A 24,125-nucleotide genomic window follows, 5' to 3' on the forward strand; every position below is an offset into this window, starting at 1 on the left:
TGTCCCCCTTTTCCGCTAATCGTGCAAAGTCTCAATCAACAACTCAACCTGCTGCTGTCGTTCTTGTAAAAACCCCTCACACTGACGCAAATACTCAACAGCAGACGTAAATTGCTCGAAAACCTCCTGCAACTCCAAATCACCCGACTCAATGCGAGCAATAATTCTTTCTACCTCAGCAACCTTAGCTTCGTAATTCCAACCTTCTTTATCAGTCACGTTAACCATTTCTATTTAACCTTCGTGTTCTTTGCGTCTTAGCGGTTCAAAAATCATTGACATCAACAACCTTTACTTTAACTTCACCCTGACCCAACTGAACCGACAAATCTTGTCCTACAGTTAGCTCAATCGCAGAACGAGCGATCGCACCATTTTCCAATCGCACCACTGCATAACCGCGCTGAAGGACCGCTTTTGGATCGAGAGTTGTCAACTTTTGCCGCAACATTTCTATATGCTGTACCGATCGCTGCAACCGCACGGTTGTCGCTCTTATTAACTGCTGGCGCTTCCAACTTAAAGCTTGAAAGTCCTGCTGAACTTGTCGATCTAACCGCAAGCGCCACAAACGGTTTTGCATTTGTTGTAATTTATTTTCCGCCCTTTGAAAAGAATAACGCACGCTTTCTTGTAAAGCGATAGCTCGTTGCTGATGTTCGGCGTACAATTGGGCTAGCGATGGTACAACCAATTCCGCCGCTGCAGTAGGAGTATGCACCGCAGCATCTGCAACCAAATCTACCAATGATTCATCTCTTTGATGCCCGATCCCCGTAATAACTGGTATCGAACAATTTGCCACTGCTCGTACTACCCGTTCGTCATTAAAGCATGCTAATTCCTCCACAGCACCCCCACCCCGTGATACAATCAGCACTTCTGCACGTCCATCTTTTTCCACCCTTCTAATGGCGTTGATAATAGATTGAGGTGCTTGGTCACCCTGTACGATTGCAGGAGAAAACAAAACTTGCAATCCCGGATATCGTTGTTTTAGGGTCTTTTGAATATCACCCCAAGCGGCAGCTGTCCCAGATGTGACCACACCAATAGTTTGGGGATGCGTAGGAAGCGATCGCTTTCTTTGTGGGTCAAATAATCCTTCTGCCTCCAAGCGTTGTCGTATTTGTTGGTAACGCAAGGCTTGCAAACCAACACCAGCAGGAAAAGCCTGCCAAACACTCAGTTGGTACTCTCCCCGTTCTCGGTAAAGTTTAAGACTTCCCAAAACAATTAACTGCTCCCCTGAGACAGGAAGTTGTGCCAATTTTGGCAATTGACCGTTCCAGACCACACACTTAATAGCTGCCGTAGCCTCTGGGTCTTGTAGCGTAAAAAATAAGCCACTGCGGTGCTTGTTAGTGCTAGAAACTTCTCCAGTCACCCAAACCCGGCGCAATTCCTCATCTTGCTCCAACAGGAAGCGAATGTAATCTGTTAATCCTGCTACTGTCAGTGCTGTTTCAGGAATGAGAGAGTCAGGGAGGTTAAAAGTCATTTTTAATTTTCGATTTTTGGATTCGTAACTGGTTGCTAGTTAGTGGTTAGTGGTCACTGCTTACTGATACTGATATTATACAATTTATTACTGAGTCATTTGTCTGTGTCAAACAAGGCAACGAGTGCGCTAGAATCTTGTCACCTGTTTCCACAAGGAGGCTCTTGCTGTAGTTTACGCTTCTTTACAGAGAAGTACTAAATTAGCAATTTGTGTTTAAAATAGTATATCTGTTCTATTTCGACTCCAAATCTACACTCCCTAGATCCATAATATAGAGGCTCCGAATGGCTGTTAACACGACTGATGCTGCTGGCAAGCAAAAAGCGCTCAACATGGTACTCAATCAGATTGAGCGTACCTTTGGCAAAGGAACTATCATGCGCCTGGGTGATGCTACCCGTATGCGGGTAGAAACTATTTCTAGTGGGGCGCTTACCCTGGATCTGGCATTAGGTGGCGGTATTCCCAAGGGAAGGGTCATTGAGATTTACGGTCCTGAAAGTTCTGGTAAAACGACGTTAGCACTACACGCAGTTGCTGAAGTACAAAGAAATGGCGGTATCGCTGCTTACGTTGATGCAGAACATGCCCTCGATCCTACCTACGCCGCTGCATTGGGTGTTGATATTGAAAATTTGTTAGTATCTCAACCCGATACAGGGGAAGCGGCTTTGGAGATTGTTGACCAATTGGTTCGTTCTGCTGCAGTTGATATTGTAGTCATCGACTCAGTAGCAGCATTGGTTCCTCGTGCTGAAATTGAAGGCGAAATGGGTGATGCACACGTCGGTCTTCAAGCGAGATTGATGAGCCAAGCGTTACGCAAAATCACTGGTAATATTGGAAAATCTGGTTGTACAGTTATTTTCCTCAACCAGTTGCGGCAAAAAATCGGTGTTACCTATGGAAACCCAGAAACAACAACTGGTGGTAATGCTCTCAAATACTACGCTTCAGTACGCCTAGATATTCGCCGGATTCAAACCTTGAAAAAAGGGACTGAAGAATTTGGTAACCGTGTCAAAGTCAAAGTTGCTAAAAATAAGGTCGCACCACCTTTTAGAGTGGCAGAATTTGACATTATCTTTGGCAAAGGTATTTCTACTATAGGTTGTCTGGTAGACTTGGCTGAAGAAACAGGAGTTCTTATCCGTAAGGGTGCTTGGTACAGTTATAGTGGTGAAAATATCTCCCAAGGTCGGGATAACGCTATTAAATACATGGAAGAGAAGCCTGAATTTACCGACAAGATTAAACAGTTAGTACGAGAAAAATTAGAAATGGGTGCTGTTGTTTCTGCTAATTCAGTCGGTAAGCCAAGTGACGATGATGAAGAAGATGCAGACGAGGACTTTGAAGAGGAGTAAGTGATTGTGGGACGGGCGAAATGCCCATCCTACAAGCTGCTCGAGCGATTTACAGACGCAGGCGTAGGGTGGTTATTGTCACCCTAGTTTGCCTTTTTCATGCTTGGCTGCGAGATTTTTTCATCGGTGCTGCTTCGATTTATTGTTGATTTTGTGTCAGTTTGTGTTTAACGTGTTCAATAAATTCGTCAACTGTTCCAGTCTTACCGTTTCTACGAATACGGAGTACCATCTCATGAACTGCATCGTCATCATTCCGATGCTCTAAAATATACTCTCGCAGTTCTTGAAGTGACATTGCTTCAAAATTAGGTTTTGTCATATTATTAAATCGCGCTAAAACGAAGTAAATCAGGGTCAATCGGAGTAAAACTGTATTCATAACCATCAGAGCGATGAATAAGCTTTAAGTGTTTTTGATTGACTCCGATGCGATGACCGTTAATGAGCACTTCTACTCCTTTGGGAGTTGGAGTTTTAACTCTAGCACGATAAATTCCCGCTAAAGTATGTTTACGGTTTTCTGATAAATGGCAAATCACGTAGTCACCTGCTGTGGCATGAGTATATTTCTGATTTTTACTCACTAACTTGACTTCTTTTTTACCTGTAATCGGATTCTTGTTTATGCTGGCTATGGCGGGAAAGCCTTTAGCATTAACTCTTTGTACCTGTTTGGTCCCGTGTCCCTTACAGCTAACACGTAATGGTTGACAGATACGCAATTTAACTATTTCTGATGTTCCTACACAAGCACTATCAATCCAATGAAGTTTTGGTAATCCACTTTTAATTGGCAAATTCTGTACATTTGTTTTAATTGTGCTGGTGTCGGCTCCATTTTGCGTTTTTATATCTAACCTTTTGACAGTGCAAAACCCAGTTTTTGAAAAACTGGGTGTTTGCCTGTGAAATATCGATCGAGAAATATAAAATTTAAAATCACAACAAGCCTCGCCGACCATTGGGACGCACTGTCATCCAGTTTGTTTTCGCTAATGCCAATTGCTCGTCAGAAATTTTAGCACCAGTTAAATTAGCTCCACACAAATTTGCTCCTCGAAGATTTGCACCGTTGAGGTATGCGAAGCTGAGATCTGCTCCTCGAAGATCGGCTCCTTCTAAATCAGCATTATTCAGATACGCTTTGGTTAAGTTGGAATCTTTAAGATTTGCGCGATTGAGGCTAGCGCGTCCAAAATCACTACTGTTAAGATTAGCTCCTTGAAAATTAACATTTTGTAATTGAGAGCTATGGAAATTAGTCCCAGATAAGTCAGCACCTTGCAAATTCAGCAGATTTAAATTGTATAGGGCAAAATCTCTTCTCCCTTTCATATACGCTGTGAGCAAACCCTGAGTATCCAATTTACGCTGTACTTGAGACTTATTATCCCCAGAAGAACCGCTATGACTGCCAGCGAGTGTGGTAGATTTCATTGTCATTACTCTTTGTGTTGCTACTCCACTCAGACCTGTACCTTCGGGCATTTTGGCTCTTCTAGCTCGAATAGCAGCTGCCATCTGTGCCACTCCTTGTCCGCTCGAAGTATGAGCAGAACGAACGTTAGAAAAAACTTTTTCGTCCTCTAAATGGTTTGAGGACCGCTCTTTTACACCACTTTGCCGCACCATCATACTTTGCGCCAAACTATCTAAGTAAGGTTCGAGTGCTAAGGCTCTCAGTACTTCCTCTGCTGTTTGGTATCTATTGCGAACTGATACTTCCAGCATCTTCCGTAGCACTTCCGTTAAGTGGTCGCTAATGCAGACAAGCCGTTCCCACTGCATTTCGCCTGTTGTGGGATTGTAATCTATATCTTTAGGAGATTTGCCAGTCAGCAAGTAAATACAGGTTACGCCTAGGGCGTAAATATCGCTAGCAAAGACGGGACGCATTGCCATTTGTTCTGGAGGAGCAAAACCAGGGGTGCCAATTGCATATGCCGTTAACGCAGTTTGCTCGGATTGGTTTGCCAATGTTTGTACTTGGTTTTTAACCGCACCAAAGTCGATCAGCACTAACCTGCAATCTTGAGAACGACGAATGATATTTGCCGGTTTAATATCGCGGTGAATCACTTTTCGTTCGTGGATGTATTGCAGTAACGGCAAAAGCTCGCTTAAAAACTGCTTAACTCCTGCTTCGCTATAAACTCCATTGCGTTTGATCTCCTGCTGTAAAGTCGGACCGTTGATATATTCTTGAACTAGATAGAATTGTTCGCGGTCTTCAAAATAGTCCAGCAAGCGGGGTACTTGGGGATGGTTACCAATCCGACCCAAAGTAACAGCTTCTCGCTCGAAAAGTTCCCGTGCCATTTGCAAGATATGGGGCGCTGTCCCTGAAGGACGCAGTTGCTTGATAACGCAACTTGGTTCTCCCGGTAAGGCTTCATCTTCAGCTAAAAAGGTTGCACCGAAACCACCCTGACCTAAGGCTTTAATGATGCGATAGCGATCGCGCATTAGCAGTCGCGAGCCGCAAGACTGACACCTGTCGCTATATGCTAAATTTTCAGGGTTGGGACACGTAGGATTTATGCAGTAGCTCATGTACAGTCAACTCGCTACACGAATAATAATGATGAGTGTTGAACTCTTATCTCATTATTAGGTTTAAAATTCATTTTTGCCAGGTCATTTTCTCTGGATTTCTATTGAAGAGTTGCTAAAGTTCGGCTTGTGTTGCATGAAGCAATCGTAAACTCACGAATATCTACTAGTTCTGACTAACAAGCTATATACAATCTGTCGTTAAAGAATATTTCTTCTAACTCTAAATGTCAAAATTCAGGACTGTTAAAACTGAATTATTCTTCTTCAAGAAAAGTTTTTGTTGCGATTGTAAAATCTCTTTTTGCTGTCTTTAAGACAGACCAGCTATTTCCTGATGTCTGGAAATTTTTCTACGAATTTGACTTCTTGTGGCAGTCCAACTTGTGAATTTGTTTTTTGAAACCACAGAAGGCGCAGAGGAAATAAAAGGAAGTTTTTTTACTCCATGCATTATGAGTATAATCTTTTACTATTTTTTTGGCAAGTCAACCGGATACGGATATCTGTTTTTATTAAAAAAACTATTCCTTTAGATAGTTGAAAATTAGCCATTTTGCGGTTGATTCTCTACGATGGTTAGATATTGGTAGGCATTGCCCACCAATATCTAAATGTAAAAAATTATGAATTACGAACGATAAAAAAGTTTACAATTCATAATTCAGAATTTACAGACCAGACATGACTTCACGGGCTGCTTGCAGTGTTCTCTCAATATCCTCTTCTGTGTGAGCGATGGAGGTAAACCCAGCCTCAAACTGAGATGGTGCTAAATAAACACCGCGCTCTAACATACCGCGATGGAAGCGTCCGAACTTGGCTGTGTCGGACTTTTTCGCGTCTTCGTAGCTGTGAACTGGTCCTGAAGTAAAGAACAAACCAAACATACCGCTGATTTGACCGCCGCAAGCTGCATGACCTGTTTCTCGGGCAACCTGAAGCAAACCATTTGCTAATTTTTGAGTAATTTGGTCAAGATACTCGTAAGTTCCTGGTTTTTGCAACAATTCCAGTGTTTTAATTCCTGCTGTCATTGCCAAAGGATTACCAGAGAGAGTTCCTGCTTGGTACATTGGACCAGCTGGAGCAACCATTGACATGATATCTCGACGACCGCCATAAGCTCCCACAGGCAATCCACCGCCGATAATTTTACCGAGTGTTGTCAAATCGGGGGTAATGCCAAACTTCTCTTGAGCACCGCCGTAAGCGATGCGGAAGCCTGTCATCACTTCGTCAAATACTAACAATGCCCCATGGTCGTGGGTAAGTTCCCGCAATCCTTCTAGAAAGCCAGCATCAGGGGTAATGAAACCAGCATTTCCAACAACTGGCTCCAATATCACACCAGCAATTTCGTCACGATTTTCCTCAAAGAGGGCTTTGACTGCTTCTAAATCGTTAAAAGGTGCTGTGAGGGTGTTACTTGTGACTGATTTGGGAACGCCTGGGGAGTCAGGTAAACCCAATGTTGCTACACCAGAGCCCGCTTTTACCAAAAACATATCGGCATGACCGTGGTAGCAACCTTCAAACTTGATAATTTTGTCACGTTTGGTAAAAGCTCGCATCAACCGCAGAACAGCCATACAAGCTTCTGTACCGGAGTTAACAAATCTTACCATTTCAATGCTCGGAACAGCGTCGATAACCATTTCAGCCAAGACGTTTTCCAATACGCTTGGCGCACCGAAGCTTGTACCCTTGTCTAATGCTTCATGAAGTGCTGCAATCACCTCAGGGTGAGCGTGTCCGCAAATGGCAGGTCCCCAGGTTCCTACGTAATCAATGTACTGATTGCCATCTACGTCCCAAATGTATGCGCCTTTAACACGGTCAAAAACGATAGGCTGTCCGCCCACGGATTTAAAAGCTCGGACGGGCGAACTTACCCCTCCTGGCATTAAATTTTGGGCAGATGCAAAGATTTCTTGTGATTTTGTAGTTTTAATTGTTGTATTTACCAAGGTTCTCACCTACATTAGGAAACAGACTCTATCTTACGATAGGGGTAAACACTGTCTAAAACTACTATTCTAGTAAATTAGCAGAACCAGGAAAATAACAATATGTTATACAAGTCCAATCAAGACTTGCCTTTAGAAATTCGCACTCGCTTTTCTGAGGCATACCAGGATCTGTACCGAGCTGCTTTTAACTCGGCAATCCATTGGTACGGTGAAGCACCAAAAGCTCACCAGGTCGCTTTAAGTGCAGTGAAAATGCAATCCGCAATGTACAGGAGCATCGTTTAAGATCGGGAAAAAAAGTAGTTGAGAAAAAACATACCAACTGCGCTGTTGAATGGTATGGTGAAGCCAGGAACTCTATTTACCGAAGAAAAAAGCAGTTGGTATGTTGTCTTCTGATGTCAAGTCATTACACAATGCCATTCCTTTAGAAAATATTCGCTACGATGAAAAAGGGCTAGTACCCGCTATTGTTCAGGACTATTTGGACGGGACTGTTCTGATGATGGCATGGATGAATCAGGGATCGCTACAGAAGACTTTGGAAAGTGGAGAAACTTGGTTTTGGAGCCGTTCCCGACAGGAGTTTTGGCATAAAGGGGAAACTTCTGGGTACATACAGAAGGTGAAAAGTATTCGATACGATTGTGATAGTGATGCATTACTAGTTGGTGTAGAGCAAATAGGAGATATTGCCTGTCACACTGGGGAACGCAGTTGCTTTCATCAAGTTCATGGGGAAATTGTCCAACCTCCAGGCAGTACACTGTCACAAATTTTTTCCGTAATTTGCGATCGCCGCGACAATCCACAGGAGGATTCTTATACCTGTAAGTTGCTGGCTGGTGGTGATAACAAGATTTTGAAAAAGATAGGTGAAGAAAGCGCTGAGGTGGTGATGGCTTTTAAGGATGACGAACCAGATGCGATCGCAGGTGAGGTTGCAGATCTGTTGTACCACACTCTTGTCGCGTTGGCTCATCATAATGTTGATATCAAAGCCGTTTATCGCAAGTTGCAAGAACGGCGGAAGTAAAGGATTTTAGATTTTGGATTTTGGGAAAATAGGTCTTTCTCCCTTATCCTCAGTCTCTATTTGGTTCCGAATTAGTTTATTGAGGCGCAGCAAAATCGCGATCGCAATACCAGTCGTTAGTGCTAATCCCAGCCAATAATACGTCACGATTATTTCAGCTTGGTCTAATACCCAACCTCCAAAAGAGGGACCAATAGCATATCCAATAGCCCAACACAGAGCCCCGATGGCAAAGTAAACACCGCGCTGGGATTCAGGAGCTAACTCCGTGATTAGAGAGGAAGAGGAAGGGGTATAAGAAACAATCGCAAGAGCAAAGATTCCTAACGCCAAAGCTGCCCAAACTAAATGATAAGACGTGACCGTGCAGGTCATCCAAATGAGAAGAAAACCAGTAGCCCACAATACCGCAGAAACAACAAGTGCTAGAGGATCGCTAAATCGTTTTAAGACACGGGCGATGGGTAACTGTCCCAAAATAACAATGCTTAAATGCCAAGCGAAAAGTGTACTGATAGTTGTTTCAGAAAATCCTTTTCCCGATGCTCCAGTGGATACAAAATTTTTAAAGTAAATGGGAAGGGTGCTATGTAATTGTGAAAAATATATTGTAAAAATTATGTTAACAATTATAAACACGCGGAAGTGGTTATCTTGTAATGAGGTTAACCAAGATACTAGCTGTTGATTCCTTGTGATATGTGACTTGGGTACTCGATTGTTTTCTTGAATGGCAAAATAAACAACTACAAAAAAGACTGCAAACGAAATGGCATCAATAATGAAAAGTAAGCGGTAGTTTCCTGTTGTTGCGACTAAAAATCCTCCCAATACAATTCCCATACCCAAACCCAGATTGTCTGAAAGTCGAGTTATGGCATAAGCTTCATGACGAGTTTCCGGTAGTGTAACATCAGCAACAATAGCCTCGTTAGCAGGCCAGTATAAACCCAAGCCCATCCCCGCGATCGTATTCCCGATTAACAGGGTAACAAGATCGTCAGTTGCAGCCAAGACCATAGAGCCAATTGCTGAAACGGCTGCAGCCAGCAACAAAGTGCGGCGTCGTCCAATATCGGGGGAGTCTGAAAAAGAACCGCTTAAAATTCGTCCGAGAATCCCAGATAATGAAGCGCTACCCAAAGCTATACCGACAGACGTTGCTGACAAACCAACTTTGTTCACGAAAAAGATTGGGGCGTAAAACAAAGTGAAGCCAGTGCCAAATTCTAAGAGAAATCTCCCAATAGCTAGAATCCAGATTTGGTAATTTAGCTTTGGTAGAAGCCGTAGTTTTTGTTTCTTCACGGGGAGCGGGATTCGAGTAAGAAATATCATTAGTTATACCGCCTCGATTGCTGTAGCAACTTCTACCTTACGGTCAAAGTGGGTTCGATGAAGTTAAAACAGAGCTTACCTTTGTTTAGATATCGGGTAGGAAACCTCTCCCAAATGCAACGATATTGGGAGCAACGAAATTGGGAAGGGTCCAATCCCCTTCCAATTAGTCCCTTCTGCCCTTCCGCAATTGCTCTACTTGGGCAAAGCCCAAGACCGCATTGCTCTCTGCCCTCAGCAAAGCTGCCTTCTTAAAAATTTGACAACCAACTATCAAATGTCACCGATGACTGGTCATCGGTCAATGTTTGTAATTCTTATCATTCGTCCAAATTTTCCTCAATCATTCCACAAGGTTTCCACAGGTATTGTGTTGTTTTCCACAGAGGCTTGATGATGTTACAAGCTTTAGCTACTCTATTGGGGATTTTTTACTGCTACCGTTATCTAGCTCGAAAGACTGAGTTAATATTACGAAGTATTACAAAAACATACCGAAAACCTTTGTACTTGCGTAAACGTTAATTTTTTATAAACGAATTCTTAACATTTCGCAGCATTGACAACCCTACCCCCTTTTAGAGCAAAATAGTGCGGCTTGCTCTTTTAGTCCTTTGAGTTGCTGTGTAAATTTACCTAAGCATCCATTGTTTGCTTTCAGAAGGCTCTTAAGTTTGTTTTCCCTCTGGTGGCTCTACTACAAGCAAGGTTATCCCATCGATGAACTTCAAAGGAGAAACATCTCATGAATACGACAGTTGGTATCTTTAGCGAAATTCCCGAAGCACTTCACGAATCCCTCAAAATTTATCTAGACACACATCCAGATTGGGATCAAAACCGCGTCCTGACAGCAGCTCTGTCCCTGTTTTTACTTCAAAATGGAGAAAGCGATCGCCGTGCGGCTCGTGTTTACTTAGAAACTTTATTTCACCATTGTTAAATAAAAATACCTTGCTCGGTTGGTTAGAAAGAGTGTAGAGATATCTTGGAGATAGTCTTACACGGAGTCCGTACTTGTCCAAAATGCGAACCCACAGACGACAAATGAGGTGGTAATAAAAGGTTGTTATGCCCGAACTGTAAATATACAGCACCAAGGGATTGGAACAACGCTCTCAATCTCATGGTTAGGTCGATACCGTGCAACCGCCTTCGTCTTTTGGGACGATGCTGTCGTTATCGAATCGGGCAGAAATAGTTGATTTGATTGGCTTAAACGTTGAAGGAATTCTCGCTCGTGCTTTAAATTTAGGGACATCGAAGAAATATAAAAACTTCGAGCGGTATAGTGTACCACTCGAAGTTTTTTCAAGCTATGTATTTTGGAGAAGTCAAAGAATGAATATCAAAAGCTCAGACACTTAGTCACAAGAAACACAGCTTTTTGTAAAAGATTGGCGAGTGGGGATTGGGAAACTTCCCCACTCGCCAGTCCCAAGTTTTTCTAGAGAGTGATAATTGTAGTTAGGAGAGATGAGCCCGTAGAGCTTTGTTATGTTTCCCAAGAAAGTAGTTTTCATTCACTTTGTTTTGCTGCAGCTAATAATGGACATGAATGAATGCTATTGTTTTTTTCACCCTACTGGGGTTGAGTGGGGCATTCAAACTTATACCCAACACCTCGTACCGTTTGAATTAAAGCGGGTTGACTGGCATCAGCTTCAATTTTTTTGCGAATTTGACCTATATGCACGTCTACAACCCGTTGGTCGCCGACGTATTCATAATCCCAAACCTCCTGAATAAGTTCCGCCCGCCGCCAAACTCGACCTGGATGGCTAGCTAAGAAATGTAATAAATCAAACTCTAGAGCAGTTAAGGGGACTGGTAGGCTGTTAAGTGTAACTTCTCGCCGCACGGGGTCGATCATTAACTTTTCAAACACCAGGCGTTTTTGTTCTGCAGTAGTTACGACACGCTGTCGCCTTAAAATGGCTGCAACCCTGACTTCTAGCTCTCCCAAGCCAAATGGTTTGGTAAGGTAGTCATCTGCGCCTTTTGAGAAACCACGAATTTTATCAGCTTCATCGGCGCGACTAGTGAGCATTAGCACAAAAACGCCATTTCGGCTTTGCATCTCTTGGCAGAGGTTAAACCCAATTACGTCTGGTAAATTGACATCCAATATTACCAAATCGGGGTTAAACTGCTCAAAGAGGGCCAGGGCGGTTTTACCATCTTCGGCAGCTTCTACCTGATAGCTCTGTTTGATCAGGAAGCGTTGGATTAAATTCCGAACCGCAGGATCGTCGTCAACAACAAGAATCTTGGCAGGAGCCATGACCATCACTTTGCACAAAAAAAAATTTATAGGATTAACAGACGGATTCCGTAGATGTTACGGTTTCCATTTTGAGAGTCATATGAATTTACAAGGCTAAGGCACTTATGCCCTGATTATTCAAATACTAGTGTAGTAATCAGGATTTTCAACAAAATAAAGCGCGAAGACTTTGGTAATGCCACCCTTGAACTGAAATTTAGGTTTTTGCGATCAACCTTGTGTCCTGCAAGCAGATGCTTTTCACCTTAGCCATGACAAGTGGGTAGTCCCGGACACTGTGCTACCCTGATGCAAGAAATTTAAAACAGTCTTAATTTTAAATCGATATGCGGCTTTATGGCACAAGGAATTAGGAGGTTAATTATTTAAAACAGTATTATGGTACAGCTAAGTTGCCAAATCTAAAAAAGAAAAGATAGTTTTTCATCAAAAATGCCTTGAATGTACTTTTTGCTCAAATTCTAGAGTAAAGCCACAGTGAAGGAACGGCATGAGGGGATACACGGAGTTCTTTTCATGTGTTAAAGTGTCTATAGTTAAAACTACTAGGTCAATGGAAGTTGCCCATGCTAATATCCAGGTAGGTTATACGAATTAATCAAAGCATTCGTTTCAACCAACTTCAACTTAAAGTAGTTTTTCTTTAACAAAAGATTGCCGCCGATTGAGGCTAAAGTTACAAACTTCCATGAGCGAGCAAAATCCTTACGAAAAACTTGGGGTATCTGAGGATGCTAGCTTCGATGAAATTCAGGATGTCCGCAGTCGTCTGCTGGAACAGTACAGTGGCGATGCTAAGCGTCTAGAAGTCATAGAGGCGGCATATGATGCAATTTTAATGGAACGCTTGAAAATGCGCCAGGAAGGCAAAATCAAAGTTCCAGAACGCATCAGGTTTCCAGAAAGGCTTGTACAAGCACCTCCCAAAGAAACTCAGAGCCCACGCGAGCAGTCGCCTTTGTGGCTGCAAACAGTATTAGATAAGCCAGCGCCTCAGGATATTTTACTACCAGGGGTTTGGTATCTCGGTTTAAGTACGATCGGCGTGTTTTATCAAGCTGGAGGCGATCCAGTGTTGCAAATGACACTGCTGTTAGGTATTGGTGTCTGTATTTATTTTCTCAGTCGCAAGGAAGGTAAATTTGGTCGTTCTGTTCTATTGACACTTCTCGGTTTAATTCTGGGTCTAATAGCAGGAGGACTTCTTGCAGCCTGGATAGTACCGCAAATACAGCAATTTATTAATCTAAATCAGAATCAGTTCTCTACAGTTGTAGCTTTCTTGTTGCTATGGCTTATTAGTAGTTTTTTAAAGTAGCTCATGGCTAATAGCTAATGGCTGACTACCATTAGCCATTAGCTATTAGCCGTTAGCAATCTCGCAATTAACCAACTGGCTGTAATGCTTGTTCTAGGACTAAATTCACGGCAGAACTGAAATCCTTAACAATTAAATCTGGTTGGTAAAGTTCTTGTTGGGAGCGATCGCGAATACCGCATTCCACTGCGATCGCCTTAATACCTTGCTTTTTGGCAGAAATGATATCGGCTTCTGTATCTCCCACCATCCAAGTGTCAAATGCAGGGGGAAGTTCTCTTATAGCCCTTGCCATTAACAAGGGTTTGTCGTCAGTATCGCGAGTTTTGATGTAGTCGTTGCTCAGACAGTAACAACGGTTTTCTGGAAAAAATCTCCCTAAATCGTATTTTTTGAAAGCATAATCTAGTTCCCGTTCCCGACGCATTGTCATGACAACCAAATCAATGCCAGCCTTTTGGACTTTTAACAGAGCCTCAACAGCACCAGGGGCTAAGGTATCGTACTCGAAATAAGGTTGGGTATGAACGGTTTGCTTTCGCAATTGCGAAAATTCCTGCGCTTGCGCTTCTTCCAAACCGGATATAACAGCAATTTGCTTTTCCGGAACACGCGATCGCTTCATTTGCCAAAATTCTGCTTTAGATAGTTCTCGTACCTCTTGTCCGGGGCGTTGGATTTTCTGCAAACAATATTGATAAACTTTGTAGTAACGTTCGGAAACATCAATGATGGGACCGTCAAAATCAGTAATAAGTCTTAACATTTCTTTTTAAAACTGAAAATTTACTTACAGACTATCCCAATTGATGCATAAGTGTGGTTTTAAATATCTAATGAATGTGTTTTGAATTACTTATCACTCTAGCCGGAGAGTCATCTTTTAAAAAAATAAATGACTATCGGGTTGGATATTAATTTCTAAAGGAACTGCTTGAGGTTCAGCGCATAGAGCAAAGAAAATGGCATTGGCTGCAGTTTCTGGGCTGAGCATTTTTTTCCGGTCTACCTTTAAGCTCACATTGTCCCAGAAAGGAGAATCCACTCCACCAAAATAGAATAACGTAAACTTGATGCCAAAGCGTTTCAGTTCCTCTGCCATACACTTGCTAAAGCCAACAACACCAAATTTAGAAGCAGAGTAAGCTGCAGCCATTGCCATTGAATGTTTGCCCAAAATGCCCACAACATTACAAATATGACCGGATTTGCGCTTTTGCATTTCTTGGGCTGCTTTTTGACAGGTGTAAAAACTGCCTTTAAGGTTGACTTCCAGCATCTTGTCCAAATCGTCAGGCTCCAAAGTGTTGTACGACTTGAGTATCCCAACACCAGCTGCATTGACCAAAACGTCAATTTGACCAAAACTGGCAAGCGTCTTGGACATCAGTGTATCTACTTGTTGAAGGTTAGTAATATCTGTAGGAACACTCAAAACTTGTCCTGGTAATTCAGCCGCCAGTGCCGTCAGGCGATCGGCATTCCTTGCTGCCAGTACCAATTTTGCGCCTGTAGGGGCTAGTTGTCGAGTCAGGGCTGAACCAATACCACCAGTGGCACCAACAATAACGATGACTTTATCCTGCATAGATTTTTTTACAATTATTTATAATTATTAACATAATACTTGATAAACTGCTTTGTTACAAAAGTCTTCGCTTTATTGAAAATAATTCTTTTTCTTGTGTTTTTTTTGCTTCTTGTGGTAAGGGCGTCGCGCTCGCCAGTTTGTTCACCCTAGGATACTCTTGAGTCCCCCTTTTTAAGAGGGATTCAGGGGGAGCTAAAAAATTAGGAGGCTCAACAAGTCAATTGAAAACGCTCCCTAGCCGTTTTGATGTTGGGTGGCAATGCCCACCTAGCCCATCTAGGCTAATTTGTTAAGTGAAATGCCCACTAACATCAAACGTGGGCTTTAGCCCTACCTACACATTTTCCAGGTTTCACGCCTTATCACTCTTTTATGACTCTAGATAGAGAATCATCGAGACGACTCGAAGTCGCAACTACAAAAACAAAGTCCGCCTAAGCAGACTTATACCAAGTTTTATTAGATTGTATTATTTGCTTGAAAGCCAGTTTAGTAGGAAGCTTAATTCCAAACAATCCTATCTTTAACAACTTTATATTGCGTCAAACTAGGGGATCAAAATTAATTTGGTAAGAGTCATAAAAGAGGCTTATTCTAGACAAGAGTAATTCGATAAAATTTTCAGTTTTATCTAATAGTAATAATTGTTTGACAAAGACACGCACTAATTTCTTGTAATAAACTAAAATCACAGCTAGTTGCTAAAAATGTCTCTGGCATATTTTCCTCTATAGAATAGAGTAAGCTATCTTGAAAGACCTATGCTACATCAGTTATACTGACTGCGAAAAAAATTGTACGAGATCGGTAAAATCGCATGAATATGTTAGTTAAGCTCGAGCAATTGCCTCACAACCACTGTGGAGGGGTTTGAAGTAGCCGCATTGCAGATTCAGCATTTAAAGGAGGAGAAAAGAAATACCCCTGTCCAAACGCACAACCCAATGTTCTCAAATGTTGTAACTGAGAAGACGTTTCTACACCTTCTGCGATCGCTTGTATTCCCAGGCTATCTGACAGAGCAATAATTGCTCGAATAATTTCAGTATTTTGCCCGTCATTTTGAATGCGACTGATAAAAGATCGATCTATCTTGAGCGTATTTACGGGTAAGCGCTGTAGGTAGCTCAAAGAAGAGTAGCCCGTACCAAAATCATCAATGCTTAAATGGATTTCTCGGTATTTTAATTGCTCTAAAATACTAGCAGCAATTTCAGCGTTTCCCATAATACCGCTTTCAGTAATCTCTAGCCTGAGATCCCGGCGATCTAACCGACTTTCTTGTAAAAGACTATCGATTTCTTGAATCAGATTGGTACGGGTAAGATGTTTGACTGAAAGATTAACACTCATTTTTATGGAATCTGCAATCAATCCTTCATTTTGCCAAAGACGAAGCTGACGGCATGCTTCCCGCATCACCCACAAATCGATTTTTATAATTAACTCTGACTGTTCTGCAATAAAGATAAACTGATTGGGAGAAAGCAGCCCTTGTTTTGGGTGTTGCCAGCGAACTAAAGCTTCAAAGCCTACTATCCTACCACTCGTTAAGGATACAATTGGCTGATAGTAAACAATAAGTTCATTCTGTTCTGTAGCTTGCCGCAAATCGGTTTCAATTTCCAAACAATTTAAGGCATGATGATGCATTGCCGGGTCAAAAACTTGATAGCAACCCTTGCCTATTCCTTTAGCTTGATACATGGCTGTATCAGCATCACGAAGTAAATGTTCTGGCTGTTCGTAGCTCTTATTGCCCAGTACGATTCCAATACTGACATTGCTAAAGATATCACTTTGACTGACTTTAAATGAAATTGTAAATTCTTGGAGGATGCGCTCTGCGACTGTCGTTACAGCCTGAACATTTTGAATATTTTCCAAAAGAATTGTGAACTCATCGCCTCCCAAACGAGCTAGAGTACTACCTGGAGGAAGGCACGATTCCAAGCGACGGGCGATCGCAATCAACAGTCGATCTCCTACGAGATGCCCAAGAGAATCATTGACTATTTTAAAGCGATCGCAATCCAAAAACAGAATAGCAAATAAAAAATTTGGATACTGCTGTGCATGTTCGAGTAACTGTTGCAACCGCTCCATAAGCCAAGCACGATTTAATAGTCCAGTCAAGCTATCGTGGAGTGCTATATGCAGTAATTTTTCCTGTAGTTTTTGGCGTTCCACAATCTCCCGTTCTAGTTGAATGGTACGCAAGCGAACTCTCTCCTCAAGTTCTACATTTAACTTCCGAATTTCTTGTCGCGCTGCTTGAAGACTGAGATGTGTATCAATGCGAGCAAGCAACTCTTCTAAATGGAATGGCTTAGTAACGTAATCTACACCTCCAACCTCAAATGCCCTCACCTTATCTATGACTTCATTGGCAGCACTTAAAAAAATCACGGGAATTTCACGCGTCTGTGTATCCATTTTTAGACGCTGGCAAACCTCATAACCATCTTCTTCTGGCATCCTAATATCCAACAAGATTAAATTGGGGAGCGCAGTTTGTGCCACAACAAGTGCCATGGCACCACTCGTAACGCTCCGTACTTTGTATCCCCTTTCTATCAACGTTGTTGACAAAAATCTTAAATTCTCTAGTGTATCGTCAACAATCAAAATGTCACCCTTACATACAGCCATAATGATTTGCAGTTCTAGATAAAAAGAAGTTTATGGTTCTGAGTTCTCCAAAAAGTAAACGCAATTGCTATTCGCGTTTTATAAGTTGTTGAGTTATATACATTATGCAGTCATACTGAAAGTCATTCACTAAAGTTTGGAGTGCATTTGATATCATACAATCTGATTCAGAAATTTCTTGAATCAAAGGAATCATCAGGTCTAAATCTGCAAGGGTGGCAGCTTGATGAAGTCGAACAATCCAAGATCTGGGCATTTTGGAAAGATGTGATTGAATCTCAGCAAAAGAAATATCTTTATTTGACTTTTTGTCATCTATCTGTTGATAGATGTATGAAATATGTAAATATTCTGCCAGTTTTTCAAAAATGACAGATTGCAGAAATGGTTTGCGAACAAAATCATCACACCCAGCCGAAAGCATAAGAGCTTTGTTTTCTTCGAGCGCACTTGATGTTAACGCAACAATAATTGTTGCCCGTCCTTTAAGATGTGCAGTGTATCCGCAAAACCGGGCAAAGCTATGATTGAGATCCAACTGCTTGAGTTCAATAGCAGTCGAGTTAATGTGATTGATAATGCGGGGAGCTTCTAGATAATTCTCTAATTTTTCATGGAGGCGATTGCTAATTTCTGTTTGCAATTGACTAACTGTACCATAAATAACTTCTTGCTCGCTTCGCCAAGATAACCATCTAGTAATGCTGACAGTTCCTATTAACAAAATTACAAACGGACTGATAACAATCGACCATAATGGCAGTTGCCATTTCTGAGTTTTAGAACGAATTTGCAGCATCTTCAATCAAATAATCGTGCCTACTTTATCTATAGCAATCCTATCTGTTTTATAGGAATTGAAAGGCTCAAAGTCTCAACTAATTTAAGAAGTTAGGTACCTTGTCTGTAACCATTTTGACGGAATTAAAATAACTCATTGGCATACTACAGAAGCTCCGCCTCCCTAACTATCGGTTAAGAGAAATACTTCGTTGGTTTGAATAAAAAAATATTACTCAAACTTATAATAACTCTGATGAAGAAAAGTAAATATACATAGGTTATGACTTAAAAGACTGATGAGTGATAAATATTTGCTCAAACTTTATATTACCGGGTATACACAGAGGTCTCGGCAAGCCATCTCCAATCTAATTCAGTTGTGTGAATTTTATCTGAAAAATAAACACGAGATAATTATTATTGATGTGCTGGAGCAGCCACTAGTTGCTGAAGGTGAAAAGATTTTATTAACCCCTACTTTAATCAAAGAATTTCCTTTGCCAAAAGTACGCATAGTCGGGGATTTATCAGACACTCAAACAGTTATCTTAGACCTAAATATTCCGCGAGAGCGATCGCCCTGAAATTTAGTAGGAGTTCTTCTCTTCCTATAGGAAGAGTTACAAACATAAGTCTTTGGGTAAGATGCTCTCGACTCAAAAAGTGATTATGATTTACTTATAATAAACAACTTACCAAAGTTAACCTAAAAAAGTGGATGCTAAATGTAATATATTGCTTCTATTGGTCTCGCCTGAAAAAACAAAGAATATCCCAGCTTTGTTAAGTCAGGGTAACTTGGCCAAGAATTATAAGTATACTTGTATCTCAACAAAAGCAGATTATATTTCTCATTTACATTTAGAATGGGACGTTATTGTGGTTGAAGATTGCCTAAAAGACATGGAGGCTTTAGAGGCATTGCGTTTGGCACAAGCACAAAAACAGAATGTTCCTTTTATCATTGTTAACAGTACAAATAGCGTCTCTATGGCTGTAAAATGCATGAAAAGAGGAGCTACAGACTACCTGTTACAAGAGGAATTGGCGCAACTTCCCCAAATTATAGAACAAATAATTGCTAAAAAAATACAATCGATAAAGAGTAAATCGCCAAAAATTGATTTAGAGCAAGAACTGCAAAAACAAACAACAGAACTCAGACAGCAAAAAGAGCACATTCAGCAAATAGAAGCAGCAGCGCAAAGAATTGAAGCACAGCTGCAAACACTGATAGCAAAGAACGCTGATGGGATTATAGTTGTTGACAAGCAAGGTATTGTACGGTTTATTAACCCTGCGGCTTTGGATCTCTTTGGTTGCAAACAGGAGGAACTATTAGGTGAATTGTTTGGTTTTCCTGTTGTATGTGGTGACAATACAGAAGTTGATATTTGTGGTTGCAATAAAGAAAATAGTGTAGCAAACTCTTGCTCGGACAAAATTGCTCAAATGCGTGTGGTAGAAATTGAGTGGTATGGAAAGATAGCATATCTTGTGTCTTTAAGAGATATTACCGAACGCAAACGGGCGGAGGAAGAGCGGACTAAACTTTTGGAACAAGCTCAAGCAGCCAACCGTATCAAAGATGAGTTTCTCTCCGTGCTTTCTCACGAACTGCGAACACCACTGAACCCTATATTAGGCTGGGTAAAACTTTTACAAAGTGGTAAGCTAGATCCTCTTAAAACCACTGAGGCTTTAGCAACGATTGAACGTAACGCTCGCTTGCAGATACAACTTGTGAATGACTTGCTGAGTGTTTCTAAAATTTTGAGCGGTAAATTAACCTTAAATCCGGTTGCTGTCGATTTGACAACCACTATTGCATCTGCCATTGAAAGCGTCCGTCTAGCCGCTCGAGCTAAATCAATTGAACTAGTCACTATACTCGATCGCAATGTAGGTTTGGTATTTGGCGATCCCAAGCGTTTGCGACAAGTGATTTGGAACTTACTTTCTAATGCTGTTAAATTTACACCATCTACAGGACGCGTCACAATTCGTTTAGAAAAGATTGATGTATATGCTCAAATTCAAGTAAGCGATACGGGCAAAGGTATTAAACAAGATTTTTTACCTTATATATTTGATTATTTTCGCCAGCAAGATAGCAGTTACTCAAGGAAGTTTGGCGGCTTGGGTTTGGGTCTCCCTATCGTTCGTCACTTAGTTGAACTACATGGTGGAACCGTTCAAGCAGAAAGCCTTGGTGATGGTAAGGGAGCTACTTTTACCGTGAGGCTGCCATTAATACATTCTTCCTCTTTAACGCAGTCAGAAAGTACTCAAAATAATGATGTCTTGGATTTAAGCGGAGTTCGCGTGCTGGTTGTGGATGATGAACAAGAAAATAGAGATTTTTTAGTAGTTCTGTTAGAAAGTTATGGTGCTTCTGTCCGTGCTGTTGCTTCTGCACATGAGGCACTGGTATCGTTGATCGAACAACCGCCACATTTGCTAGTTAGCGATATCGGATTGCCCGGTATGGATGGCTATACTCTCATCAAGGAAATCAGATCTTTACCACCCGAACGAGGTGGTAAAATACCCGCGATCGCTCTTACTGGATTTTCCGGTGAGGCGGCTCGAAAACAATTACTTGGAACTGGCTTTACGCTTCATTTATCTAAGCCGATTGAACCTAATATCTTGGCTACTGCTATTGCTCATCTAGTTAATATCTAACAATTGACCGTGATTCCTAGCTTCGAGCCGATGGCTGCGTCGGGGAATAATACATCTAATACCAATTCTATGTGAAGTTGCACATTATTGCCCTCACTCTAGAAGAGTGGGGCTATACAAACAAAGCCTGCCTTCGCAGGCTAATTGTATGCAGCTTTATATTAAATTGGTATAAGAGTAGGATAGCGAAACAGAAAAGATTCATATATGGGAACTACTGTCTCTACATCGTTTTTTTGTAATAAAAATTCTGCCACGAGAATAGCATAGGGATCTGATGTTTTTCGCCAGGGAAAGTCTCGCCTGTTTTGGTTTCCCCAGCTAAACATTTGTTGGCGAAACCAATGAATTTTTTCTGGAGTGAATCTTTCTGCCATCTTCTCTTCTGTCTGGATAATTTGACTTTTCATGTTGTTGCTAATTGGCTCTCAAGATAAATCTATAAGACTTTTTCCGTCGTTGTTAGAAGAAATTCGCAGCCATTGCAGAAATTCTTCGGTCAAGATAGGCGTTTCTTTGAGGCGCTGCAAGTCCTCATTTTCTTTTGTCATTTCTCTTACCGTAAAAGGGTGGTTAATGATAATTTTTTCTTGCTCTTCCAAAGATTTTTCTTCCCACTTTCCTTGTTTTTTTTGTTCTTGAGAAGCTTCATTTTCCCAATTATCATCTAAATATTCTCCTTGCCAATTCAAATATATCCAAAGAGTCTCATAAGCACAGTCAGCTACCATTCTGACAAGCTTTGAATTCCCTTCTAAACAAAGTTCTAAAGCATAGCAGACCGATGCTGCTGCATACCGAGCTTCAGAAACATATTCAGAAAAATTATTATCGTGGTCGTGGGGAATCGCCTGTTCGCAATCAATTATCAACTGACGCAACTTAACTTCATAAATGTATTTGCTTTCAAGAAGAAGCCATACTTCATCTAAAGCATTTCTCAGCAATGATGAAGTATTCCAGTCAGATTCTCTAGCAAAGATATAATAATTGGGCAACAATCTTTCACAAATCGAAGCAGCAAATGCAATTTTATGATAAGGAGAAAGCGTTTTTGCTTCTTCTTCCAAAATATCCAATTGAAGATATTCAAGTTTCATATTCAAGAATACTTTAGTTGCTAATATTTTTTTTATGGTTTTGGCAGGACAAACGCACCTTGTCAATAAAAATAGCACATTCTCAATAAACACCTAATTTTTCGCACTAAAACCTATTTATTGAGAATTAAAGCCATGATAATTTTTACCTTACGTCTAAGGAAAAAAAATAAAATTAACGAAAAACCTTATGCGTCAAGTACACAAACTAAGTTTTTTGTCCATTTAGTTTTGTTAATTTTAGATGTGTTTGCCCTGGTGGTTTTGGTCGATGTCATTGGAGGAGGACAAATCCCCGTACTGCGATAGTCGGGGAGGGTTACCTTATCCATCTTTTAGGAGAGAGTCAAACTCGGCTTGTAAAGCCTTAATGTCTGCAATTCTTGCAACCAGTAAATTATCACTTCCAGCATCTATTAAACGCGAGTTCCAATACCAAATACTCTCGGACCGATCCAGCCAAAAATTAATCACACTGTTTATAACCTCATCTTTCTCCCAACCCCATTTGGGAGGTACGGGTTCTACGGATTGAATAAGCGCATCAAGTGTGCATTTGTGGCTGCTAACATATTCCAAAGCTAATTCCTGAGATTTTTGCCAGATCTGTTGTTGGTGCGTGAAAAAATCCACAACTGAAGACACGCCTACAATATCAAATGCGTATTTCATTCTCATCCTCCCAATTTGTGAATGTTTTTATGCAGTCTTAAGTTTTAAAAATGTTGTACTCAAAAACAATTGTTTGTCTTCTGAAAGAAGTTAGTAAATTACTAAGAAGATTGGCACTAAAGCCTTGTGAGTGCTAATTTCCAGACCCTTGAAAATTAGCATTAAAGCTCTTAGAGTGCTAAAGTTTGTCTGGAAAAAATTTAGCAGTTTCGTACATTGAGTGCTAATGTTTATAAGGGTGTTTATCTTAAATTATTAAAGATTTATCTGGCTTGAAAAGTGATAGATAATAATTTTAATATTTTTTTAATATTTTCAGGGACAGATTTTAAGGGCGAAATAGCGGCTTTGTCTGCTGCGTGTCTGTGGGCTGTAGCATCAACGATTTACGGTCGATTGGGAGAGCGCATCCCGCCGTTACAACTGAATCTGCTTAAAGGGATTATCGCGATCGCATTTCTCTTACTAAGCATCCCAATAACTGGAGAATGGTTGCCTAATATAACTGTTTTGCCGTTGTGTTTGCTCTTAACAAGCGGCATTGTGGGTATTAGCTTGGGAGATACAGCCTTTTTAGCAGCCATAAATTACTTAGGAGCGCGTCGCGTTCTAGTTATAGGAACCCTTGCTCCACCAATTGCAGCCATACTCGCTCTAATTTTTTTACAAGAAAAAATAAATTTGAGCGCTTGGTGCGGAATTCTGCTAACTGTTCTGGGAGTTGCTTGGGTGATAACAGAACGCACTCCCGATGAAGGGACACGGACACGCGAAACTAAAGAGACAGGGAATGTAGCAGCACCTTTGTTTGCATCTCCTTTTTGGAAAGGAATCGGCTTTAGTTTGCTAGCAGTCATAACAAACGCTACAGGAATGGTGCTTTCACGAGCAGCATTTATCGATCGCAGTATAAACCCATTATGGGCAGCTTTACTGCGTTTAAGTGCTGCCGAGTTAGTTCTCCTGATCTGGTTTACCTTACGAAATAGGCAAGGTAACTATAAGGGAAAAACATTACACTCAAGACAATTTGTAATGACAGCGATCTTTGCTTCCTTCTGCGGTACTTTTTTAGGAATTTGGTTGCAACAGACTGCTGTCAAATTTACAGCAGCCGGAATTGCGACCACTCTAATGCAGACTAGCCCGCTATTTGTGATTCCTCTTGCCAAATTTATGGGAGAGCGAGTCAGCTTGAGAGCTATTGCAGGTGCTGTAGTTGCGATCGTTGGTGTTGGATGGCTGTTTTACCTCAAGTAA

The 24,125-nt window shown here is 41.2% G+C and carries 24 protein-coding genes; 9 read left to right on the forward strand and 15 right to left on the reverse strand.

Annotated elements, in window-relative coordinates; translation table 11 throughout:
• Window positions 1–15 precede the first annotated feature (15 nt).
• Entirely contained in the window at window positions 16–228 is a 213-nt protein-coding gene (gene xseB / locus AB0756_RS28985) for an exodeoxyribonuclease VII small subunit (protein WP_038077009.1), read from the reverse strand.
• A gap of 37 nt (window positions 229–265) precedes the next feature.
• On the reverse strand, window positions 266–1,501 hold the full coding sequence (gene xseA, locus AB0756_RS28990) for an exodeoxyribonuclease VII large subunit (RefSeq protein WP_038077006.1): 1,236 nt from the start codon (window positions 1,499–1,501) through the stop codon (window positions 266–268).
• A 287-nt stretch (window positions 1,502–1,788) separates the two neighbouring features.
• Here xseA and recA point away from each other — a divergent pair, with 287 nt between their 5' ends.
• Window positions 1,789–2,871 (forward strand): recombinase RecA, encoded by a 1,083-nt coding sequence (gene recA, locus AB0756_RS28995; RefSeq protein ID WP_038077003.1) that lies wholly within the window; start codon window positions 1,789–1,791, stop codon window positions 2,869–2,871.
• Between the two features lie 139 nt (window positions 2,872–3,010).
• On the opposite strand, the gene AB0756_RS29000 is transcribed toward recA, so the two are convergent.
• The 4 genes from AB0756_RS29000 to hemL form a co-directional block, all read right to left on the reverse strand.
• Window positions 3,011–3,193, reverse strand: coding sequence for a DUF6887 family protein (locus AB0756_RS29000; RefSeq protein ID WP_050046729.1), 183 nt, complete (start codon window positions 3,191–3,193; stop codon window positions 3,011–3,013).
• 4 nt (window positions 3,194–3,197) lie between these two features.
• Window positions 3,198–3,671: a hypothetical protein gene (locus AB0756_RS29005; RefSeq protein ID WP_408104030.1), complete on the reverse strand. Its 474-nt coding sequence runs from the start codon at window positions 3,669–3,671 to the stop codon at window positions 3,198–3,200.
• Window positions 3,672–3,813: 142 nt separating this feature from the next.
• Window positions 3,814–5,427, reverse strand: coding sequence for a serine/threonine-protein kinase (locus tag AB0756_RS29010; RefSeq protein ID WP_038076996.1), 1,614 nt, complete (start codon window positions 5,425–5,427; stop codon window positions 3,814–3,816).
• 671 nt (window positions 5,428–6,098) lie between these two features.
• Window positions 6,099–7,397: a glutamate-1-semialdehyde 2,1-aminomutase gene (hemL, locus tag AB0756_RS29015; RefSeq protein WP_038076994.1), complete on the reverse strand. Its 1,299-nt coding sequence runs from the start codon at window positions 7,395–7,397 to the stop codon at window positions 6,099–6,101.
• A 102-nt stretch (window positions 7,398–7,499) separates the two neighbouring features.
• Between hemL and AB0756_RS29020 the strand changes: the two genes are divergently transcribed.
• Window positions 7,500–7,685, forward strand: a complete 186-nt coding sequence (locus AB0756_RS29020; RefSeq protein WP_038076990.1) for a ChaB family protein — start codon at window positions 7,500–7,502, stop codon at window positions 7,683–7,685.
• Window positions 7,686–7,785: 100 nt separating this feature from the next.
• Window positions 7,786–8,436, forward strand: a complete 651-nt coding sequence (hisIE, locus tag AB0756_RS29025) for a bifunctional phosphoribosyl-AMP cyclohydrolase/phosphoribosyl-ATP diphosphatase HisIE (RefSeq protein ID WP_038076987.1) — start codon at window positions 7,786–7,788, stop codon at window positions 8,434–8,436.
• A gap of 6 nt (window positions 8,437–8,442) precedes the next feature.
• On the opposite strand, the gene AB0756_RS29030 is transcribed toward hisIE, so the two are convergent.
• Entirely contained in the window at window positions 8,443–9,774 is a 1,332-nt protein-coding gene (locus AB0756_RS29030) for an MDR family MFS transporter (RefSeq protein WP_038076985.1), read from the reverse strand.
• 745 nt (window positions 9,775–10,519) lie between these two features.
• On the opposite strand from AB0756_RS29030, the gene AB0756_RS29035 reads away from it, so the two are divergent.
• Window positions 10,520–10,717 (forward strand): DUF2811 domain-containing protein, encoded by a 198-nt coding sequence (locus AB0756_RS29035; protein ID WP_038076983.1) that lies wholly within the window; start codon window positions 10,520–10,522, stop codon window positions 10,715–10,717.
• 639 nt (window positions 10,718–11,356) lie between these two features.
• Here the strand turns inward: AB0756_RS29035 and AB0756_RS29040 are convergent.
• Window positions 11,357–12,058, reverse strand: a complete 702-nt coding sequence (locus AB0756_RS29040) for a response regulator transcription factor (RefSeq protein ID WP_038076980.1) — start codon at window positions 12,056–12,058, stop codon at window positions 11,357–11,359.
• Window positions 12,059–12,749: 691 nt separating this feature from the next.
• On the opposite strand from AB0756_RS29040, the gene AB0756_RS29045 reads away from it, so the two are divergent.
• Complete coding sequence (locus tag AB0756_RS29045) at window positions 12,750–13,379, forward strand: CPP1-like family protein (RefSeq protein WP_038076977.1); 630 nt, start codon at window positions 12,750–12,752, stop codon at window positions 13,377–13,379.
• A gap of 67 nt (window positions 13,380–13,446) precedes the next feature.
• Here the strand turns inward: AB0756_RS29045 and AB0756_RS29050 are convergent, their stop codons facing one another.
• From AB0756_RS29050 to AB0756_RS29065, 4 genes are all read right to left on the reverse strand, one after another.
• Window positions 13,447–14,145 carry an HAD family hydrolase gene (locus AB0756_RS29050; protein ID WP_038076972.1) on the reverse strand — a complete coding sequence of 233 codons (699 nt, stop codon included), beginning with the start codon at window positions 14,143–14,145 and terminating at the stop codon, window positions 13,447–13,449.
• Between the two features lie 117 nt (window positions 14,146–14,262).
• Window positions 14,263–14,967: an SDR family oxidoreductase gene (locus tag AB0756_RS29055; protein ID WP_038076969.1), complete on the reverse strand. Its 705-nt coding sequence runs from the start codon at window positions 14,965–14,967 to the stop codon at window positions 14,263–14,265.
• Window positions 14,968–15,819: 852 nt separating this feature from the next.
• Window positions 15,820–17,622: a putative bifunctional diguanylate cyclase/phosphodiesterase gene (locus AB0756_RS29060; RefSeq protein WP_038076966.1), complete on the reverse strand. Its 1,803-nt coding sequence runs from the start codon at window positions 17,620–17,622 to the stop codon at window positions 15,820–15,822.
• A gap of 67 nt (window positions 17,623–17,689) precedes the next feature.
• Window positions 17,690–18,421, reverse strand: coding sequence for a response regulator (locus AB0756_RS29065; protein ID WP_038076963.1), 732 nt, complete (start codon window positions 18,419–18,421; stop codon window positions 17,690–17,692).
• A 280-nt stretch (window positions 18,422–18,701) separates the two neighbouring features.
• On the opposite strand from AB0756_RS29065, the gene AB0756_RS29070 reads away from it, so the two are divergent.
• Together AB0756_RS29070 and AB0756_RS29075 are read left to right on the forward strand one after the other, a co-directional pair.
• A complete protein-coding gene (locus AB0756_RS29070) occupies window positions 18,702–18,989 on the forward strand; it encodes a circadian clock KaiB family protein (protein WP_038076960.1) in 288 nt (95 codons plus the stop codon).
• A 130-nt stretch (window positions 18,990–19,119) separates the two neighbouring features.
• Window positions 19,120–21,093, forward strand: a complete 1,974-nt coding sequence (locus AB0756_RS29075; protein WP_038076957.1) for an ATP-binding protein — start codon at window positions 19,120–19,122, stop codon at window positions 21,091–21,093.
• A 161-nt stretch (window positions 21,094–21,254) separates the two neighbouring features.
• On the opposite strand, the gene AB0756_RS29080 is transcribed toward AB0756_RS29075, so the two are convergent.
• Together AB0756_RS29080 and AB0756_RS29085 are read right to left on the reverse strand one after the other, a co-directional pair.
• A complete protein-coding gene (locus tag AB0756_RS29080) occupies window positions 21,255–21,503 on the reverse strand; it encodes a hypothetical protein (RefSeq protein ID WP_038076954.1) in 249 nt (82 codons plus the stop codon).
• Between the two features lie 18 nt (window positions 21,504–21,521).
• Window positions 21,522–22,193, reverse strand: a complete 672-nt coding sequence (locus AB0756_RS29085) for a DUF416 family protein (RefSeq protein WP_038076951.1) — start codon at window positions 22,191–22,193, stop codon at window positions 21,522–21,524.
• A gap of 135 nt (window positions 22,194–22,328) precedes the next feature.
• On the opposite strand from AB0756_RS29085, the gene AB0756_RS29090 reads away from it, so the two are divergent.
• Window positions 22,329–22,502: a hypothetical protein gene (locus tag AB0756_RS29090; RefSeq protein ID WP_153021441.1), complete on the forward strand. Its 174-nt coding sequence runs from the start codon at window positions 22,329–22,331 to the stop codon at window positions 22,500–22,502.
• 15 nt (window positions 22,503–22,517) lie between these two features.
• On the opposite strand, the gene AB0756_RS29095 is transcribed toward AB0756_RS29090, so the two are convergent.
• On the reverse strand, window positions 22,518–22,865 hold the full coding sequence (locus AB0756_RS29095) for a hypothetical protein (protein ID WP_038076947.1): 348 nt from the start codon (window positions 22,863–22,865) through the stop codon (window positions 22,518–22,520).
• A 279-nt stretch (window positions 22,866–23,144) separates the two neighbouring features.
• Here AB0756_RS29095 and AB0756_RS29100 point away from each other — a divergent pair, with 279 nt between their 5' ends.
• Entirely contained in the window at window positions 23,145–24,125 is a 981-nt protein-coding gene (locus tag AB0756_RS29100; protein WP_082051897.1) for a DMT family transporter, read from the forward strand.

Origin of the sequence: Tolypothrix campylonemoides VB511288_2, assembly GCF_045999855.1 — a bacterium.
Lineage (GTDB): Bacteria > Cyanobacteriota > Cyanobacteriia > Cyanobacteriales > Nostocaceae > Scytonema > Scytonema bouteillei_A.

Coding starts and splice junctions, on each gene's coding strand:
- xseB (WP_038077009.1), bottom strand. CDS start 228: ATGGTTAACGTGACTGATAAAGAAGGTTGGAATTACGAAGCTAAGGTT.
- xseA (WP_038077006.1), bottom strand. CDS start 1,501: ATGACTTTTAACCTCCCTGACTCTCTCATTCCTGAAACAGCACTGACA.
- recA (WP_038077003.1), top strand. CDS start 1,789: ATGGCTGTTAACACGACTGATGCTGCTGGCAAGCAAAAAGCGCTCAAC.
- AB0756_RS29000 (WP_050046729.1), bottom strand. CDS start 3,193: ATGACAAAACCTAATTTTGAAGCAATGTCACTTCAAGAACTGCGAGAG.
- AB0756_RS29010 (WP_038076996.1), bottom strand. CDS start 5,427: ATGAGCTACTGCATAAATCCTACGTGTCCCAACCCTGAAAATTTAGCA.
- AB0756_RS29020 (WP_038076990.1), top strand. CDS start 7,500: ATGTTATACAAGTCCAATCAAGACTTGCCTTTAGAAATTCGCACTCGC.
- hisIE (WP_038076987.1), top strand. CDS start 7,786: ATGTTGTCTTCTGATGTCAAGTCATTACACAATGCCATTCCTTTAGAA.
- AB0756_RS29030 (WP_038076985.1), bottom strand. CDS start 9,774: ATGATATTTCTTACTCGAATCCCGCTCCCCGTGAAGAAACAAAAACTA.
- AB0756_RS29035 (WP_038076983.1), top strand. CDS start 10,520: ATGAATACGACAGTTGGTATCTTTAGCGAAATTCCCGAAGCACTTCAC.
- AB0756_RS29040 (WP_038076980.1), bottom strand. CDS start 12,058: ATGGCTCCTGCCAAGATTCTTGTTGTTGACGACGATCCTGCGGTTCGG.
- AB0756_RS29045 (WP_038076977.1), top strand. CDS start 12,750: ATGAGCGAGCAAAATCCTTACGAAAAACTTGGGGTATCTGAGGATGCT.
- AB0756_RS29050 (WP_038076972.1), bottom strand. CDS start 14,145: ATGTTAAGACTTATTACTGATTTTGACGGTCCCATCATTGATGTTTCC.
- AB0756_RS29055 (WP_038076969.1), bottom strand. CDS start 14,967: ATGCAGGATAAAGTCATCGTTATTGTTGGTGCCACTGGTGGTATTGGT.
- AB0756_RS29060 (WP_038076966.1), bottom strand. CDS start 17,622: ATGGCTGTATGTAAGGGTGACATTTTGATTGTTGACGATACACTAGAG.
- AB0756_RS29065 (WP_038076963.1), bottom strand. CDS start 18,421: ATGCTGCAAATTCGTTCTAAAACTCAGAAATGGCAACTGCCATTATGG.
- AB0756_RS29070 (WP_038076960.1), top strand. CDS start 18,702: ATGAGTGATAAATATTTGCTCAAACTTTATATTACCGGGTATACACAG.
- AB0756_RS29080 (WP_038076954.1), bottom strand. CDS start 21,503: ATGAAAAGTCAAATTATCCAGACAGAAGAGAAGATGGCAGAAAGATTC.
- AB0756_RS29085 (WP_038076951.1), bottom strand. CDS start 22,193: ATGAAACTTGAATATCTTCAATTGGATATTTTGGAAGAAGAAGCAAAA.
- AB0756_RS29090 (WP_153021441.1), top strand. CDS start 22,329: ATGATAATTTTTACCTTACGTCTAAGGAAAAAAAATAAAATTAACGAA.
- AB0756_RS29095 (WP_038076947.1), bottom strand. CDS start 22,865: ATGAAATACGCATTTGATATTGTAGGCGTGTCTTCAGTTGTGGATTTT.